Below are 16,581 nucleotides of genomic sequence, written 5' to 3'. Positions count from 1 at the left end.
GTTTTTTATAATGAGTATAAAAATAATCCGAAAGTTACGGAATTAAAAGAATTTTGCTAAAAGAAAAAATCCTGATGTTGATCAGGATTTAATATTATTGTTTTACTATTTGAGTAACCTTTTGCGTATTGTCGCTGAGAATATAGCGGATCAAATACTTTCCGGGTTTTAATTTTTCAATATTGATCTCAGCTTTATTGGCATTCACATTATAGTTGGCAACTTGCGTTCCCAATATAGAATAGAAGATAACTGATTTAATTTTTAAAGAAGCATCTTTGGCTTTTACAACCAAAAAGTCTTTTGCAGGATTTGGGTACGCAGTAAGAACACCATCATCAGACTTTTGTGATGTGGAAGATGGTTCCTTTATCTGTGCTTTTAAATTGTCGGAAAATCCAACAAAAGCGACCATAAATATAAATAAAAGTAAAAGTTTTTTCATCTAACGTATTATTTGCATAATTATTACTAACAAAAGTAATAAATTCTATAATCATCCGCAATAGTTTTTTATAGAACTTATATTAAATTTGCAATAAATTATTCAAAAAGTATTCCAAAATGATATATTCAAGAAACAGAAGATTGCGAGTAAATGAATCTATGAGAGGATTGGTGAGAGAATGCAGCCTTTCTACAGATGATTTTGTAATGCCGATTTTCGTGATGGAAGGTGAAAATAAAGAAGAGGCAATTTCCTCTATGCCCGGAATTTTCAGAAGAAGCATCGATTTAACCATAAAAGAATGTAAAGAATTATTTTCTTTAGGCGTGAAAGCAGTTAATCTTTACATGAAAGTTTCAGAACATTTAAAGGACAACACAGGAAAAGAAGCCTGGAACAAAGACGGGTTGATGCAAAATACCATCAAAGCAATTAAAGATGCGATTCCTGAAATGGTGATTATGCCTGATGTTGCTTTAGATCCTTATTCAATTTACGGACATGACGGAATTATAGAAAACGGAAAAATTCTTAATGATGCTACCAACGAAGCTTTGGCAAGAATGTCAGTTTCACATGCAGAAGCCGGAGCAGATATTGTGGCACCAAGTGACATGATGGATGGAAGAGTTTTGGCTATTCGTGAAGCTTTGGAAGAAAGCGGTTTCCATGATGTTGGAATTTTAAGCTATGCTGCAAAATACGCCAGTTCATTCTACGGACCTTTCAGAAGTGCTCTCGACAGCGCTCCAAAAGATAATATGGAAATTCCGAAAGATAAAAAGACTTATCAGATGGATTTTCACAATTCTCGTGAAGCATTAAATGAAGTTTTCAAAGATGTGGAAGAAGGTGCAGATATTATTATGATCAAACCAGGACTTCCTTATTTGGATATCGTTTCAAAAGTGCGTGAAGCCATCGATTTGCCAATCGCAGTTTACAATGTAAGCGGAGAATATGCAATGTTAAAAGCAGCTGCAAAAAATGGTTGGCTAGACAATGATAAAGCAATTATTGAAAGTTTAACATGCTTCAAAAGAGCAGGAGCAGACATGATTTTCACTTATGCTGCGAAAGAAGCTGCGATGATTTTAAACGGGTAATTAGTTTTAAGTTATTAGTTATGAATTATAAGTTAATGAAAATATTCTTGACTCATAATTCATAACTATTCACTTATAACTTTCAAAAAATCATTTGAAGTCAAAATCTTTTCCTTTGGTAAATTTCGCTGCAAAAGGAGCTTGATTTCCTGAATATTTTAAAACAAAATGTTTTTTAGTATCTGTATCAACTTTGGCCTCAACTTCTACATCCTGAGTCTGAAAACTTACATCCAAACCGACACCCGATTCTTTCTCTAAGAAAATTTCTACACTTTCGGCATAAAAAAGAGATGTGCTTAAATAATTGAATTTAATATTTTTCCGATACGTTTTCGATTGTGAATCTGTAAACTCAGAATAGTTTTTCAAAATTTCAATCCCTGGAGAATCAATATTGGTAATTCTCGATTTTGTCACTCCGTTTACACGGACAGAAAAACTTTTAGCACTGTTGATGTTTCCGTTAATTCCAATATTAAATAGAGAAGGCAAAGACAAACCGTATTCAACCATACTTTCTTTGGTAAACTCAAAATCAGGGATCAAAGCTGGGTGTTTAGGAACATTTGCTAATTGGTCTTTTACCGTTTTCAATTTATCTTCAGAGAATAAAAATCCGATCAGATTATTGTTGGTCGTTCTCCAGTTTCTGCCGTTCCATTCGTAAATTTCACAAAGTAATGTGTCTGCAGAAGAATGGGGTAAAAGATCGATATCCTGCCATTTAAAAACTTCTTTTGCATAAGGTCTGCGGTTAATCAGGTTTACTCCAAGGTCCAATGCGAGTAAATCGGTCAGTTGTTGGTTATTTTCCATGGTTAATTTAAATGTTGATTGGTTTTATAAAATTATGATTTTTAGTTTAAAAAAGATAAATAAATTCAGTTTTTATATTGCAATTGAATTGTGTTCCCTTTATCCTCGATGTTTGTCATTCCGCAGGAATTCAGACATCGTAAATAAAATTCAGCTAGGACTCCTCCGGAATGACAAACTTTATATTAAGTTAAATTCATATTAACCTTAAATTTTCATAAAACTACCTCAACCAATTTTTAATCTGAATTTTAAATTCAAAAAAACTTTATCTTTGCTGCTATGATTTTACGAGGAGAAAACTTAATCAAAGAATACGGTCCCAAAAAAGTTGTAAAAGGCGTTTCTGTAGAAGTTCAGCAGGGGGAAATTGTAGGTTTGCTGGGTCCAAACGGAGCCGGAAAAACCACATCGTTTTATATGATCGTTGGTTTGGTGAAGCCGACTTCAGGAAAGATTTTCCTCGACAAACAGGAAATCACCACCGATGCAATGTACCGAAGAGCCCAAAAAGGAATCGGTTATCTTGCGCAGGAAGCTTCCGTTTTCAGAAAATTGTCTGTAGAAGATAATATCATGGGAGTTCTGCAGTTGACGAAACTTTCAAAACGTGAACAGCAGATCAAATGTGATGAGCTAATTGAAGAGTTTTCGTTACAACACGTTCGTAAAAACCGTGGAGATTTACTTTCAGGTGGTGAAAGACGTAGAACCGAGATCGCACGTTGTTTAGCAACCAGTCCGAGTTTTATTCTTTTGGATGAGCCTTTTGCCGGAGTCGACCCGATAGCGGTAGAAGATATTCAAAAGATTGTGAGAAGTCTTACCGATAAAAATATTGGAATCCTGATTACCGATCACAACGTACAGCAGACTTTGGCAATTACCAACAAAACTTACATTATGTTTGAAGGTAAAATCTTAAAAGAAGGTTTACCGGAAGAGCTTGCAAATGATCCACAAGTAAGAGAAGCATATTTGGGAGAAAACTTTGTGTACCAAAGTATTTTCGACAAGCCAAGCAAGAAAAAACATGCGTACAATATTTGGGCAGGAAATTTTGATTCTAAATCTCAGTTTCAAAGTTTTGTCGATGAAAATTTTTCTCAGTTTGACGATTTGAGATTGATGTACGGATTTGAAGATATTAGTTTTTCATCATTAGGGAATTCAGAAATTCAGCATATTTTCAATGATATTGTAGATAAAAATGCCAACAATGCTTTTGTTTTCCAGAAGAAGGAAATCAATATGCAATATTCTCTTGAACAGGCAGAAGCGGAATCAAAAGCTGCGAGCAAGTCTGAACTGCATTATCTTACAACATATATGTTTGAAGGATAAATACCTCTTTATAATTTAATGAAAAATTTTACCATTAAGAAAATTCAGCAAGTAAGAATGGTTAAGAATCAATAAATTGATTTAAGCGAAAAGCTTAATAATTTACGAAAGTGAATCTTTAAAAATTATGAACTATTTTGTCCTTAAAAATTTAATTATCTGAATGTTTAGAAAAAAGATAAATTAAAATATTTGCCCTAAAAAATAATAAGACGTACCTTTTCTCTGAGAAACGGTACGTTTTTCTCTTAACACCAATTAATGGCAAAACCCTTCAATAGAACAGTCACCTTATTCGGAATTTACAAACAGTTGATTCCTTTTATTAAACCTTACCGTTTAATGATTTACGGAACACTGTTTCTTACTTTTCTTGGAGCTTTAGCAGCGCAGGTCAATCCTTTAGTTTTAAAATATACAGTTGATGAAGTAACAAAACTGACTCATTTGCCTGATCCGATGAACGAAGGAATTCATATTTTGATTATCATCTCAATCATTTTATTGGGTAAAGAATTATTGAATATTTTCATCAATTTCGGGCAGAAATTTTATGGCGAAAAAATAAGAATCAACGTAAGTTCGGTTTTGGCTCAATCAGCAATTGATAAAATTCTGACGTATAAAGTTGCCTATTTCAACGACGAAAACCACGAATCGGGAAAACTGCAAATCAGAATCGATAGAGGAATTGAAAGCCTGACAAAACTGGTGCAGAACTTTTTTATTGATATGTTGCCATTGTTTTCAAATGCATTTATTGCTTTGATCATCATGTATATGCAGAACGTATATGTCGGAATTGTTTCTACGATCATCGTTCCGATCTACTTTTATATCAGTTCGTTACAGGCTAAAAAGCTGGGCGGGGTTCGCCGTCAGTTGAGAAATCAGCGTGAACAAAAAACTTCGGGACTTTTAAATTTAATCAATTCAATTATGGTGATTAAAAGTTTTGTCCGTGAAAAATTTGAAGGGAAGAAACAGTATGACCTTCAGATGCAGTTGATGGACAGCCAGATGTTTACCCGAAAAACCAATTTTATTTATGATGGTTTAAAGACTTTTATTGAACAGTTTGGGGTAGTTTTGATTATACTTTTGACGGTTTATCTGGTTTTGGATCAGCAGATGACGATTGGCGCAATTATGCTTCATATTATGTTGTTTAATAATGTTTCGGCTCCAATTCGGCAGTTACATAGGATTTATGATGATATGAATGATGCCATGATTTATGCTGAAGGATATTTTGATATTTTACACGCTGAAAACGAAGCAGAACCCAACGGAACTTTCATCGAAAGTAAAATCACAGGAAATTTTGAATTAAAAAATGTCAATTTCACTTATCCAAATGGTACAAAGGCGTTGAATGATGTTTCTATGATGATCGAAAATGGTAAAACAACAGCTTTGGTTGGACTAAGCGGTGCAGGAAAATCAACAATCATTAATCTTTTATGTAAATTTTATCTTCCTGATTCTGGAGAAATTTTGCTGGATAAAGTTGATTTAAATGATTTTGAAAATTCATATTTAAGAAACGATCTTGGTTTGGTTTTACAGAAAAATCACATTTTTCAGGGAAGTATTGAAGACAACATCCGTTATGGAAATATGAATGCAAGTTTTGAAGAAATTCAGGAAGCTGCCAAAAAAGCATATCTCCACGATCAGATCATCGATCTTCCGGAAAAGTATCATCACGATGCAACCCAACTTTCCGGTGGACAACAACAAAGAATTGCGATTGCAAGATTATTTTTGAAAAATCCGCCAATTATTTTCCTTGACGAACCGACTGCAAGTCTCGATGCGATTGCAACCGAACAGATCAAAAATTCTTTAGATGCGATCAAAGCCGGAAGAACGGTTGTCATTATTTCGCACTCGCTTTCTCAGATTTTAGATTCAGATAAAATTTATGTGATGAAAAAAGGTCACGTTGTAGAAAGCGGAACTCATGACGAACTTTTCGAGAAAGACGGAACGTACAGAGAAATTTTTGATGCTTCTGCGAGAAGTTTAAATTTGGATAAATTGTTCAATACGTTCAAAAATTAATCTAACAATAACTTAAACCATTAAGATCTTTTAGCTGATAAGGTTTTTTAAGGTTCAGATCAATCTGAATTTAAAAGTTTGCTTAATGAATATCTTTAGATATTTCCTTAATCAAACTAAATAACTTATTAAATCTTAATGGTTTAAAAAAAACATTCAATATTTTAAAAGTTTAAATTTAATTAAGATTGAAGTAAATTTGGATCGTCTGATTAATACCTACAAATAAATGCAGGATCATTACTTAAAAAAACTCGACCGTGTTACCGCTATTCTCACTCAATTACAATCAAAACCTATTGTAAGAGCGCAGGATTTGGCGGAAAAATTCGAAGTGAGCGTAAGAACAATTTATCGTGACATTAAGACATTAGAAAACGCCGGAATTCCTATTGTTGGCGAGGCGGGAAGTGGTTATTCTCTGATGGAAGGCTATAAACTTCCGCCTGTAATGTTTACCAAAGAAGAAGTTTTGAGTTTTATCACTGCAGAAAAACTGATGCAAAAATTTTCGCATGAAAGTTTGGGAAACCACTATAAAACTGCAATGGAAAAACTGCGTTCGGTCTTGAGAAATTCAGATAAAAATTTAATTCAGAATATCGAAAATCAGATTGATATTTTTGATTACAGTCCGAAATCAGATGATTCTATAAAAAATGTGATTCCGATTATTCTTGAAAGTATTGCCGAAAAAAAGCAGCTTTCTATCGAATACCAAAGCGTTGACGGACAGGTTTCAAACCGAACCATTGAAGCGGTTGGGATTTTTTACGAATTTACCTATTGGTACATTATGGCTTTTTGTACGCTGAGAAAAGATTTCAGACAGTTCAGAGTCGATAGGATTTTGAAAATCTCCAAGACTGAGATATCTTTTTCACAGGAATATGGAAAAATCAATGACCACAGGAGAATTGCCTCAAAAACAATCACAACAGTAAAATTGCTGGTCGATAAAAAAATCATGGGATATTTGATTAATTCTAAAAGCTATTACGGATTGATTTCAGAGAAAGAAACTGAGCAAGGCATTGAAATGACTTTCGAAACAGAATGGATTGACGAAGGATTTCCACGCTGGTTGATTACTTTCGCAGACTACGCCACAATTTTAGAACCGGAACTTTTAAAAATCAAAATGAAAAATTTGGTTCAGAAGATATCTGAAACTTATGATATTGAATAAAACCTCCTACAGATTACACAGATCATCACAGATTTTTTGAATTTAATCTGCTTCATCTGCAAAATCTGTAGGAGTAATTTATTAGCAGAGATTTATCCTAAGTAGATCCGTGTGATATTTGGGAAGCCTTAGAATCTTTCCCAGAAAAAAGGAGGTTCAATTCCTAAAGCTCTTAGATAAACAAATCCTTGTCCGCGGTGATGAACTTCATTATCCACAAAATAAAGGATATTTTGATACACCGGAAATTCGTATTGACCAAATAAATTAAAAGTTTCCTGAAATCTTTCTTCTGAGATTTGGTTAAAATAATGATTAATCACTTCCGTTTCAGAATCCCATTTTGTTAAAATTTCTTCTTTCGTTTTTGGTTGAAAAGCTTCTTCAGAAAATTCATTTTCCTGTGTCTCAACAATTCCTTTCAAAGCCGGACCTGCAATGCTGATCAATTCTATGGCTAATTTTGCAAATGGTCTCATTCCGCCAATTGAAAATTCGAATAATTCTTTTTCAGGGAACATTTCAATCACTCTTCTTGTCAGATTTCTGTGACCTTGCCAATGTTCTAATAATTGTGCTGAAGAGATAAACTGTTTCGTTGCTGTCGCTGTAGTTGTCATAATGTTTTGTATTATTTGTTAATGTTAAGACAAAGGTATGAACCGGTGATGACAACAGTTTGTCAGTAGGGTTTTTTATGTTTAAAAATTATTTTATTTCTTTTCAAATAATTATATATTTCTCACGTTAGATGGATATCCGATACACAAATGTTTCAAACGAAAATATGTAGAGGTAGATAAATAATTTTGAGTGAGGCCAATCTTTCGGGGTTGGTCTTTTTATTTTATTAAATTTTTTAGGAGCTTAATCCGGCTATCCGCTGTATCTTTTTTTTTCAAAAAAAGGATGCCGCTTCTATCCGGGCTAGGAATTCAGTTTTTTTCAGAACATTTGGGTTTTCATTTTTTCCTCTTTGTAAAAAAAACTAATTTAGTATCATGAAAAAGCCTTGATTGATTGGGCATTCAGAAACCATGATAATTTACCTATGAAAATATATACTAAGACAGGAGATAAAGGACAAACCGCTTTATATGGTGGAACCAGAGTTTCTAAAGCCAGCGCAAGAGTAGAAAGCTACGGAAATATTGATGAGCTCAATTCATTTATCGGAATTTCAAAGAGTCATATTACGGACGATGAGGTTTTAAAGCAACTGAAAAAAATTCAGTTTGACTTATTTACAGTCGGTTCTGAAGCAGCAACTCCTGTTGATAAACTGATGTTAGCGAATGGAAAATCCCGTCTTCCGTTAATTATTTCCGATACAGAAATTGAAGAATTAGAAAACTGGATGGATGCTTTTGAGGAAAAACTAGAACCATTACAATATTTCATCCTTCCCGGAGGCGGAAAATCTGCAACATTTTTACACGCCGCAAGAACGATTTGCAGAAGAGCAGAACGGTCATTGGTTTTTTTAAATGAATCGGAAGAAGTGCGACCGGAATTGATTAAATATTTAAACAGACTTTCAGATTATCTTTTTGTTTTGGCGAGATACATTTCAAAAATCAACAACGAACCGGAAGAATACTGGAATCCGAACGAGAGATAATATGAAAAAGATATTTCTACTCTTACTAATTGTGTTTTCTCACTCATTCTTTTGTCAGGATATTACGGTTTATCTTGACGAAGGAAACGAATTGATATCCAAAAATAAATTTTCTGATGCTGAAACTACTTTTAGGAAAGGATTGAAAGAAGATCCCGAAAACCCGATTTTAAAATCGCAGTTGGCTTTGGCTTTAATCAATCAGGATAAAAATGATGAAGCAGAAAAAATAATTGGTGAGATTTTAGTCAAACAGCCGGAATTCACGGCTGCACTTTGGTATGGCGGAATCAATAATTTCAGCAAAAGCAAGCCGGATTTCAGAAAAGCGATCGATTATTTTGAAAAAGCTTACAATTTAATTGATTCAAATTCACAGCAGTATTTTGCGGTAAATTATTATGTCGGAAGATCTTACAGAAAGCTGTTGTATTCGGAAGGTCTCACTTATCAGGAAGTTGACCGTATGCTGGAAACCTACAAAAAATATGTAGAACTGCAACCCGATGCAGAAGATAGTATTGATGCAAAAAGTTTTATAAAAAAAGTGGAAGAGAAAAGACCCGGCAAAAATGTTGGGAAATGGATTATTACAACTCAGCAGAATATTGAAGAAATGATTAATAAAACTACAAAATGAGCAGAAAAGTTTTATTATTCATCAACGGTGACGCTCCAAAATCACTTCCAAACCCTGAAGATTATGATTTGATTGCCTGCACAGACGGGGCTTTTCATTATCTGAAAAATCTGCATTTCCCTTTAGAAAAACTGGATTTTATCTCGGGTGATTTTGATTCGCATTCAGGGGCAGATGAAAATGTATATGAAGATAAATTTATTTTTACTCCCGATCAGGAAAAGACCGATTTTCATAAAGCTTTAGAAATTATTGCAGAAAAAGGCTTCAAAGATATCGATGTTTTTGGCGGAAGTGGAGGAGAACAGGATCATTTTTTGGGAAATCTAACGGTTGCTTATTCATTTAAAGAAAATTTAAGCATAAAATTTTATGACGAGTTTTCTGAATATTTTTTTATACCCAAAACTTTTGTTTTAAAAAATGTGAAAAACAAACTCGTTTCACTGTATCCTTTTCCTCTTGTTGAAAATGTAACAACTAAAGGTCTGAACTGGCCATTAACCAATGAAAATCTGAGTATTACCACAAGAATTGGTACTAGAAATTTTGCACTTGAAGATAATGTTTTGATAGAATATGAAAAAGGAGATTTGCTTGTATTTATAGGAAGAGATTATCTCTGATTTTTACATAGAAAATACCGATTTAAGTGATTATAAATCTGTGAAAACTTTAAGAAAATTTAAAACTAAAAAATCAAACTTTTTTAGCAATTTTGCATTCTTAATTCACTTGTCAGAAAATGAAAATAAAATACTCGGAACTTATTGATCAGACATTGTATTTTCCAACGGAAGAATTCAATGTTTCTGAGAACAATTTGTCTTTTCACGATATTCCTTTGATGGAAGTTGTTGAGAAGTTTGGAACGCCTCTTAAGGTAAGTTACCTCCCGAAGATTTCTCAAAATATTCAGAAAGCAAAAGGCTGGTTTAAGGAAGCTTTTGAGAAAATCGATTACAAAAAAAACTACAGATACTGTTACTGTACAAAATCCAGCCATTTCAAATTTGTGATTGAAGAAGCTTTGAAGAACGATATTTCTATTGAAACTTCGTCAGCTTACGATATGGATATTGTAAAATCACTTTACAACGAAGGTAAAGTGACCAAGGATATTGAAGTGATCTGCAACGGTTTTAAAACCGATGATTATCTGGCTAAAATTTCAGATATGATCAACAGTGGTTTTGAAAACATCACGCCAATCTTAGATAATTACCGTGAACTTGATAAATTAACGGAAAGCATTGATACCACTTTCGATATCGGAATCAGAATTGCTTCTGAGGAAGAGCCGAAATTCGAATTTTATACCTCAAGATTAGGAATTGGGTACAAAGACATTATCCCATATTACAGTCAGAAAATTGCAGAACACCCGAATGCAAGACTGAAAATGCTTCACTTTTTCATCAATACAGGAATCAAAGACACGGCGTATTATTGGAATGAACTGTACAAATGTCTTCGTGTGTACGCACGTTTGAAAAAAATTGCTCCTGAAGTTAATTCATTGAATATCGGTGGTGGTTTTCCAATTAAAACTTCTCTGAATTTCGATTACGACTACCAGTATATGGTTGAGGAAATCGTTTCTCAAATCAAAAAATTCTGTGAAGAAGAAGGAGTAGAAGAACCGAATATTTACACAGAGTTTGGAAGCTTTACAGTAGGAGAAAGCGGTGCTAATTTATATAAAATCATTTCTCAGAAACGTCAGAACGACAGAGAAAAGTGGAATATGATCGATTCATCTTTCATGACTACACTTCCAGATACTTGGGCAATTTCAAGACACTTTATCATGCTTCCTCTGAACCGTTGGGAAGATTCTTACGAAAGAGTTTTCTTGGGCGGATTAACTTGTGATTCTGATGATTATTATAATTCTGAACAACATACAAACGCCATTTATTTACCTGTTTTCAGCGATACAAAACCTTTGTACATTGGTTTTTTCCACACGGGAGCTTATCAGGAAACGATTGGTGGTTACGGCGGAGTTCACCACTGTTTGATGCCTCAACCGAGACACATCCTGATTCAAAAAGATGAAAACGGTGAGTTTCAATATGAGATTTTCAGAGAAAGACAGGAACCTGAAGATATTTTGAAAATTTTGGGTTACTAAAATACTGTGCTCTGAGCGAAGTCGAAGAGTAGACAAAACTTACAAAAAAACAGCTCCCGAAAAAGAGCTGTTTTTTTATTTAAAAGAATTTCGAAATCTTCTCTACTTCCAATTCAGCATAATCTGAAACTACAATATTCGCTAAACTATAATCCTGATTATGGGTATGCTCACTTTTATATGCTGCGCAGAAAATTCTTGCTCGGTGAGCCGCCAAAATTCCGTTGGTAGAATCTTCAATGACCATGCAGTTTTCTGTTTTTTGTTGAGCCATTTCAGCTGCATTAATGAAAATCTCCGGATGCGGTTTTGATTCTTTTAAATCGGCACCACTGATTTTTCCGCTGAAATATTTTTCTAATTCAAATTTTTCAAAAACCATATTTATTGTGGTCATGGTTGCAGAAGAAGCAAGAATTAATGTAATTCCGTTTTCGTAATAATGCTGAATCAATTCTCGGACTCCCGAAATTAAATCAAATTCTGAGTCGTTATAAAAGTAATCTTTAAAGTGCGCTCTTTTGATTGCAGCAATTTCTTCATAGGTTTCAGAAAGACCAAATTTCTCAATTAAAGTATCGCAAACTCTTTTCGTAGAGGCACCTGTGAGAGAGGTGTACAATTCTTCGGAAACGTCAATTCCCAGTTGATTAAATGTTTTGAAATACGCTTTTCTGTGCAAAGGTTCTGTATCTACAATAACGCCATCCATATCGAACAGCACAGCTTTTAAGGACATGTTTTGAATTTTTCACAAAGGTATGGAAATTTGCATGGAAGCATTAAGAAGAGCGGGCGAAGTTTAAACTTAGGTTATTTAAATTGCTAATACAAACTTCAAGCATCCGTCTTCCGGCTTCAAACTATATCCAAACTTATTCATAACTTTAACTCAATATTTAATTATAAAACTGTTTCAAAATAGATTTAAATTCCACAAGAAACGGATTTTTTCTTTCAGTTTTTCTTTGGAAATTTGTAAAACAAAACGAAATAAAAATGTTGACACAAGACGAAATAGATTATCAGAGAATTGCCAAAGCAATAGATTTTATTCAAAGCAATTTTAAATTTCAACCAAACTTGGATGAGGTTGCTGAGAACGTAAATTTAAGTCCGGCACATTTTCAGAAAATATTTACAGATTGGGCAGGCACGAGTCCGAAAAAGTTTTTACAGTTTATCAGTCTTGAACATGCAAAAAGTTTACTGAAAGAAGAAAAAGCCACGCTGTTTGATGCTGCACTGGAAACCGGACTTTCAAGCACGAGTAGATTGCATGAATTGTTTGTGAAAATTGAAGGAATGTCACCTGCGGAATATAAGAACGGCGGGAAGAATTTAAATATCAATTACAGTTTTTCAGAAAGCCCTTTTGGAAAAATAATTACCGCTTCTACAGACAAAGGAATCTGCTATATGGCTTTCGAAGAAAATAGTGAAAAGGCGTTAAGGGATTTGGTCAATAAATTTCCCAATGCATCTTTTTATGAAAAGCATGACGAGCTTCAGCAAAGTGCATTATCCATTTTTAATAAAGATTGGACGAAATTGAATACTATCAAGTTACACCTGAAAGGAACCGATTTTCAACTCAAGGTCTGGGAAAGCTTATTGACCATTCCGATGGGGAAGTTATCAACATATGGAAATTTGGCCGATAAAATTGGTAATCCAAAGGCGTCAAGAGCTGTTGGAACGGCGATTGGAAGTAATCCCGTCGCGTTTTTGATTCCTTGTCACAGAGTGATACAATCTTCAGGAAAAATAGGTGGTTATATGTGGGGAAGTGACAGGAAGCAGTTGATGATTGGCTGGGAAAGTTCGAAGGTTTATTCTAATAATTCTGTTTAAAATTATGCGGTTTTGTCATTCCGTAGAATCTAAGCCAATATTTTATCTAACCGGGAGATTCTTACGGAATGAAACGCAGTACTTGTTTATAAAAATCAATTAATTTTTTCTAAAACATAACAATAATGCTTAATCTATTTGAAGATGTACAAAAGTTCCCCATCAATATTCTTCCCAAAGATGGAGTTGCAGATTATTATGGCAAAATCTTTTCTGATCAAGAATGTGAAAAATATTACCAATATTTATTCAATCAAATTCCCTGGGAAAATGACGAAGCGGTGATTTTCGGAAAACTGATTTATACCAAAAGAAAGGTAGCATGGTTTGGGGAAAAACAATTTGAATACACCTATTCCAAAAGAACAAAATATGCAAAACTTTGGACTCCGGAATTATTAGCTTTAAAACAGCGATGCGAAGAAGTTTCCGGCGAAACTTACAATTCTTGTCTTCTAAATTTATACCATGACGGAAATGAAGGAATGGCGTATCACAGCGACGGCGAAAAAGATTTAAAAAAGCATGGAGCCATTGCGTCTCTAACTTTCGGAGCAGAGCGTAAATTTTCATTCAAACATAAATTTTCCAAGGACAGAATTGATTTGATGCTTGAAAACGGAAGTCTTTTGGTTATGAAAGGAAAGACCCAAGAAAACTGGCTTCACAGACTTCCGCCTACTACCAAAGTGAAGATGCCAAGAGTGAATCTGACCTTCAGAACGATTGAGGAATAAAAAAAGCAGTGTAAATCACCGCTATTTTTTGTAAGCTTAATTTCGCTCTAACTTCTAACTTCTAACTTATTTCAAAACCTCAACTTCAATTGAGGAATCTTCAAACACTTTAATAAAAGCTTTCGTGTAATCTTCTTTTGTCGCCATATTTGGATTGTCTAAAAACTTCTGAGGATTTACTGAGAAAAGGGGAAACCATGTAGAAGAGATCTGAATCTGAATTTTATGTCCTTTCTTGAAAGTATGAACAACATCCTGCAATTTGAAATTCACCGCAGTTTTTTGATTGGCAACCAAAGCTTCCGGCTTTTCTCTAGAATTTCTGAATCTTGCAGGCATAATTTCACTTCTGACCATTTGGTGATAATTTCCGTAAACTACGCCTTCTTTCTTTTCTGCTGGCTTGAAATCTTCCGGGTAAACATCAATTAATTTAACTGCAAAATCGGCATCTGTGGAACTTGAAGCAATATTTAATTTCGCTAAAATTTCTCCTGCGAAAGTCATATCTTCTGTCAAAACATCAGTGGTGAAAGTCAAAACATCGGGTCTTCCCACAGCAAATCTTTGATCTTCCGACATATAATTTCTTGGAGTAAATCCGTTAAAATCTTTCAGATTGTCAGAACTTAAAACAGGATTGTTCGGATCACTGTAGTATTCTGATGCTCCTTGTCCGACTGTGTTTTTTAAAGTTCCGTTAGTTAAATAAAAACTGATTTTCTGTGCATTTTTTGGAGGATATTGTGCAAATTCTTTCCATTCTTTGGCTCCGGTATCATACATTAGAGCTTCCGGCAAACCGGCGTCTTCTTTCGTATTTCCTTTTAAATAATGATTAAAAAATTTAGTCTCGATATTTTTCTGGTAATACGTTGCAATGCTGTCTCCAAAATAAATCTGATTATGAAAATGTTTTCCCTGCTCGTAAGACCAAGCTCCATGAGAAAAAGGTCCCATGACGATGGTGTTTTTAGCTTTTGGACTTGTCTTTTCGATCGTTTTGTAAATGTTTAAAGGTCCGGAAAGATCTTCTGCATCGAACCATCCTCCAACAGTCATTACAGCATGATTTACATTTTTAAGATGTGGAAGAAGATTTCTTTTTTGCCAGTATTCATCATAGTTTGTGTGATTCATAATCTCGGTCATAAAGAAATTATCTTTATAATATTTCTCGTAAGCATCTTTCAAAGTTCCCAATTCTCTGTAGAATTTTAAACCATCTTCTGAGGTTGATTTAATCATCGAATCAGAATACCATGCTTTTTGTTCAGGTTTTGTTTTTTGAACTCCAAAAACAGGAAAAGTTCTGAAATAACCCAACATAAATTTCCCGTTATGCAGAAAATCGTCATTCCAGAAATCTGAAATCGGAGCTTGTGGTGAAGAAGCGACCAAAGCCGGATGTTGCGCCAAAGTTCCTACAGCCGTGTAAAATCCGGGATACGAAGTTCCGTATTGTCCGACTTTTCCGTTGTTGTCTTTGATGTTTTTAATGAGCCAATCAATAGTATCGTAGGTGTCGGTGCTTTCGTCGACATCTTTTTTTGTTTTTCGTTCAACTTGTGGCGTCATATTGGTAAAATTTCCTTCACTCATATATCTTCCGCGAACGTCCTGAAAAACAAAAATATATTTGTCTTTCATTAAATACTGATTGGGACCTAGCTTGGTTCTGTATTCATTTTCACCATACGGCGCAATGCTGTAGCAGGTTCGTTGCATCAGAAAAGGATATTTTTGCTTTTTTGAAATGTCTTTCGGAATGTAAACAGATGTGAAAAGTTTTACACCGTCACGCATCGTAATGTAAAATTCTCTTTTGGTGAAATTATCTTTCACAAAACTTTCTGTTTGAGCCGGATTTTGAGATTTTCCTAAAATAAAAAAGAAAATAAGTACAATTGAAAAAGGAATCTTCATAATGGAAATTTGTCGCTAATTTAAATAAAAATCTTCTTTATATTTGAGATAAATTTTGATACAAATGGCTATTTGGCAATACACTTTAATATTTATTCCAATTAATAATTTTGAGGAAAATTATAAAAAGTTTATATGTCAGATAGAAACAGATTACAGAAAGGAAACTTATTTCTTTTGGGAAAATTATTATTTAAATAAGAATTCGATAACTGAAAAAATAAATTCTAATATTTCTGGATGTAAGAGCGAGACTAAAAATTCAATTTTTTGGAAAGGAGATGCTGAAAAATTTAAAGACAATGACTGCGATTTAATTTTTGATGGAGATAGTATAATAGAATTTACGATTAGATTTGATCTTAGAGATAAAGAAAATACTAAAACATTTATTGATTTAGTTTTAAAAACAGCTTCTGAACACCAGCTTAAATTTATGAATTTAAAGTATCACTTTTTTGAAGCGAACAGGGAACTTCTTATAAAAGATATAATGGAATCTAATGCAGTTAAATTTTTGACTAATCCAGAAGAGTTTTTAGCATCACTTACTGATAACAAGTAGAAAATAAAAGAAATTCAAAAAAGAAAATGACCAGAATTTCTCCTGATCATTTCAAAATATATAAAGGTTGGTTTGGTCTCTTCAAGTACTTAAAGTACGACGTTGACTTGCATTCAAAATCGTTGCCA

At 33.8% G+C, this 16,581-nt stretch carries 15 protein-coding genes and 1 pseudogene; 11 read left to right on the top strand and 5 right to left on the bottom strand.

Going from position 1 to position 16,581, the window contains the following annotated elements:
* Window positions 1–94: 94 nt before the first annotated feature.
* Complete coding sequence (locus tag NZ698_RS15800) at window positions 95–445, bottom strand: T9SS type A sorting domain-containing protein (RefSeq protein ID WP_263004165.1); 351 nt, start codon at window positions 443–445, stop codon at window positions 95–97.
* A 119-nt stretch (window positions 446–564) separates the two neighbouring features.
* Here NZ698_RS15800 and hemB point away from each other — a divergent pair, with 119 nt between their 5' ends.
* Entirely contained in the window at window positions 565–1,554 is a 990-nt protein-coding gene (hemB, locus tag NZ698_RS15795; RefSeq protein ID WP_263004164.1) for a porphobilinogen synthase, read from the top strand.
* A 90-nt stretch (window positions 1,555–1,644) separates the two neighbouring features.
* Here hemB and NZ698_RS15790 read toward each other — a convergent pair whose 3' ends face one another.
* Window positions 1,645–2,373 (bottom strand): hypothetical protein, encoded by a 729-nt coding sequence (locus NZ698_RS15790; RefSeq protein WP_263004163.1) that lies wholly within the window; start codon window positions 2,371–2,373, stop codon window positions 1,645–1,647.
* A gap of 282 nt (window positions 2,374–2,655) precedes the next feature.
* On the opposite strand from NZ698_RS15790, the pseudogene lptB reads away from it, so the two are divergent.
* From lptB to NZ698_RS15775, 3 genes and pseudogenes are all read left to right on the top strand, one after another.
* A pseudogene (gene lptB / locus NZ698_RS15785) lies at window positions 2,656–3,381 on the top strand (LPS export ABC transporter ATP-binding protein); the annotation flags it as partial.
* 678 nt (window positions 3,382–4,059) lie between these two features.
* Entirely contained in the window at window positions 4,060–5,784 is a 1,725-nt protein-coding gene (locus NZ698_RS15780; protein WP_263004263.1) for an ABC transporter ATP-binding protein, read from the top strand.
* A 229-nt stretch (window positions 5,785–6,013) separates the two neighbouring features.
* A complete protein-coding gene (locus tag NZ698_RS15775) occupies window positions 6,014–6,973 on the top strand; it encodes a helix-turn-helix transcriptional regulator (RefSeq protein ID WP_263004161.1) in 960 nt (319 codons plus the stop codon).
* Window positions 6,974–7,101: 128 nt separating this feature from the next.
* Here the strand turns inward: NZ698_RS15775 and NZ698_RS15770 are convergent, their stop codons facing one another.
* The gene (locus NZ698_RS15770) at window positions 7,102–7,593 is read right to left on the bottom strand and encodes a DinB family protein (RefSeq protein ID WP_263004160.1); all 492 of its coding nucleotides are present in this window, start codon (window positions 7,591–7,593) and stop codon (window positions 7,102–7,104) included.
* Between the two features lie 431 nt (window positions 7,594–8,024).
* Here NZ698_RS15770 and NZ698_RS15765 point away from each other — a divergent pair, with 431 nt between their 5' ends.
* From NZ698_RS15765 to NZ698_RS15750, 4 genes are all read left to right on the top strand, one after another.
* Window positions 8,025–8,594: a cob(I)yrinic acid a,c-diamide adenosyltransferase gene (locus tag NZ698_RS15765; RefSeq protein ID WP_263004159.1), complete on the top strand. Its 570-nt coding sequence runs from the start codon at window positions 8,025–8,027 to the stop codon at window positions 8,592–8,594.
* Window position 8,595: 1 nt separating this feature from the next.
* The gene (locus NZ698_RS15760; protein WP_263004158.1) at window positions 8,596–9,234 is read left to right on the top strand and encodes a tetratricopeptide repeat protein; all 639 of its coding nucleotides are present in this window, start codon (window positions 8,596–8,598) and stop codon (window positions 9,232–9,234) included.
* A complete protein-coding gene (locus NZ698_RS15755) occupies window positions 9,231–9,860 on the top strand; it encodes a thiamine diphosphokinase (protein ID WP_263004157.1) in 630 nt (209 codons plus the stop codon). Before NZ698_RS15760 ends, NZ698_RS15755 begins: the two co-directional genes overlap by 4 nt.
* Before the next feature lie 119 nt (window positions 9,861–9,979).
* Window positions 9,980–11,371 (top strand): type III PLP-dependent enzyme domain-containing protein, encoded by a 1,392-nt coding sequence (locus NZ698_RS15750; RefSeq protein ID WP_047442472.1) that lies wholly within the window; start codon window positions 9,980–9,982, stop codon window positions 11,369–11,371.
* Between the two features lie 79 nt (window positions 11,372–11,450).
* Here the strand turns inward: NZ698_RS15750 and NZ698_RS15745 are convergent, their stop codons facing one another.
* The gene (locus NZ698_RS15745) at window positions 11,451–12,110 is read right to left on the bottom strand and encodes an HAD family hydrolase (protein WP_263004156.1); all 660 of its coding nucleotides are present in this window, start codon (window positions 12,108–12,110) and stop codon (window positions 11,451–11,453) included.
* 260 nt (window positions 12,111–12,370) lie between these two features.
* Here NZ698_RS15745 and NZ698_RS15740 point away from each other — a divergent pair, with 260 nt between their 5' ends.
* Window positions 12,371–13,225 carry a bifunctional helix-turn-helix domain-containing protein/methylated-DNA--[protein]-cysteine S-methyltransferase gene (locus NZ698_RS15740; RefSeq protein ID WP_263004155.1) on the top strand — a complete coding sequence of 285 codons (855 nt, stop codon included), beginning with the start codon at window positions 12,371–12,373 and terminating at the stop codon, window positions 13,223–13,225.
* A 125-nt stretch (window positions 13,226–13,350) separates the two neighbouring features.
* A complete protein-coding gene (locus NZ698_RS15735; protein ID WP_263004154.1) occupies window positions 13,351–13,962 on the top strand; it encodes an alpha-ketoglutarate-dependent dioxygenase AlkB family protein in 612 nt (203 codons plus the stop codon).
* A gap of 66 nt (window positions 13,963–14,028) precedes the next feature.
* On the opposite strand, the gene NZ698_RS15730 is transcribed toward NZ698_RS15735, so the two are convergent.
* Window positions 14,029–15,888 carry a CocE/NonD family hydrolase gene (locus NZ698_RS15730; protein ID WP_263004153.1) on the bottom strand — a complete coding sequence of 620 codons (1,860 nt, stop codon included), beginning with the start codon at window positions 15,886–15,888 and terminating at the stop codon, window positions 14,029–14,031.
* 64 nt (window positions 15,889–15,952) lie between these two features.
* Between NZ698_RS15730 and NZ698_RS15725 the strand changes: the two genes are divergently transcribed.
* Complete coding sequence (locus NZ698_RS15725) at window positions 15,953–16,453, top strand: hypothetical protein (protein ID WP_263004152.1); 501 nt, start codon at window positions 15,953–15,955, stop codon at window positions 16,451–16,453.
* The last annotated feature ends 128 nt before the right edge of the window (window positions 16,454–16,581 follow it).

The sequence above is a fragment of the Chryseobacterium edaphi genome (assembly GCF_025628985.1).
GTDB classification, from domain to species: Bacteria; Bacteroidota; Bacteroidia; order Flavobacteriales; family Weeksellaceae; genus Chryseobacterium; species Chryseobacterium edaphi.
The sequence above is the reverse complement of the archived record's forward strand: the minus strand, read 5'-3'. Positions and strand labels throughout refer to the sequence as shown.

Coding starts and splice junctions, on each gene's coding strand:
- NZ698_RS15800 (WP_263004165.1), bottom strand. CDS start 445: ATGAAAAAACTTTTACTTTTATTTATATTTATGGTCGCTTTTGTTGGA.
- hemB (WP_263004164.1), top strand. CDS start 565: ATGATATATTCAAGAAACAGAAGATTGCGAGTAAATGAATCTATGAGA.
- NZ698_RS15790 (WP_263004163.1), bottom strand. CDS start 2,373: ATGGAAAATAACCAACAACTGACCGATTTACTCGCATTGGACCTTGGA.
- NZ698_RS15780 (WP_263004263.1), top strand. CDS start 4,060: ATGATTTACGGAACACTGTTTCTTACTTTTCTTGGAGCTTTAGCAGCG.
- NZ698_RS15775 (WP_263004161.1), top strand. CDS start 6,014: ATGCAGGATCATTACTTAAAAAAACTCGACCGTGTTACCGCTATTCTC.
- NZ698_RS15770 (WP_263004160.1), bottom strand. CDS start 7,593: ATGACAACTACAGCGACAGCAACGAAACAGTTTATCTCTTCAGCACAA.
- NZ698_RS15765 (WP_263004159.1), top strand. CDS start 8,025: ATGAAAATATATACTAAGACAGGAGATAAAGGACAAACCGCTTTATAT.
- NZ698_RS15760 (WP_263004158.1), top strand. CDS start 8,596: ATGAAAAAGATATTTCTACTCTTACTAATTGTGTTTTCTCACTCATTC.
- NZ698_RS15755 (WP_263004157.1), top strand. CDS start 9,231: ATGAGCAGAAAAGTTTTATTATTCATCAACGGTGACGCTCCAAAATCA.
- NZ698_RS15750 (WP_047442472.1), top strand. CDS start 9,980: ATGAAAATAAAATACTCGGAACTTATTGATCAGACATTGTATTTTCCA.
- NZ698_RS15745 (WP_263004156.1), bottom strand. CDS start 12,110: ATGTCCTTAAAAGCTGTGCTGTTCGATATGGATGGCGTTATTGTAGAT.
- NZ698_RS15740 (WP_263004155.1), top strand. CDS start 12,371: ATGTTGACACAAGACGAAATAGATTATCAGAGAATTGCCAAAGCAATA.
- NZ698_RS15735 (WP_263004154.1), top strand. CDS start 13,351: ATGCTTAATCTATTTGAAGATGTACAAAAGTTCCCCATCAATATTCTT.
- NZ698_RS15730 (WP_263004153.1), bottom strand. CDS start 15,888: ATGAAGATTCCTTTTTCAATTGTACTTATTTTCTTTTTTATTTTAGGA.
- NZ698_RS15725 (WP_263004152.1), top strand. CDS start 15,953: ATGGCTATTTGGCAATACACTTTAATATTTATTCCAATTAATAATTTT.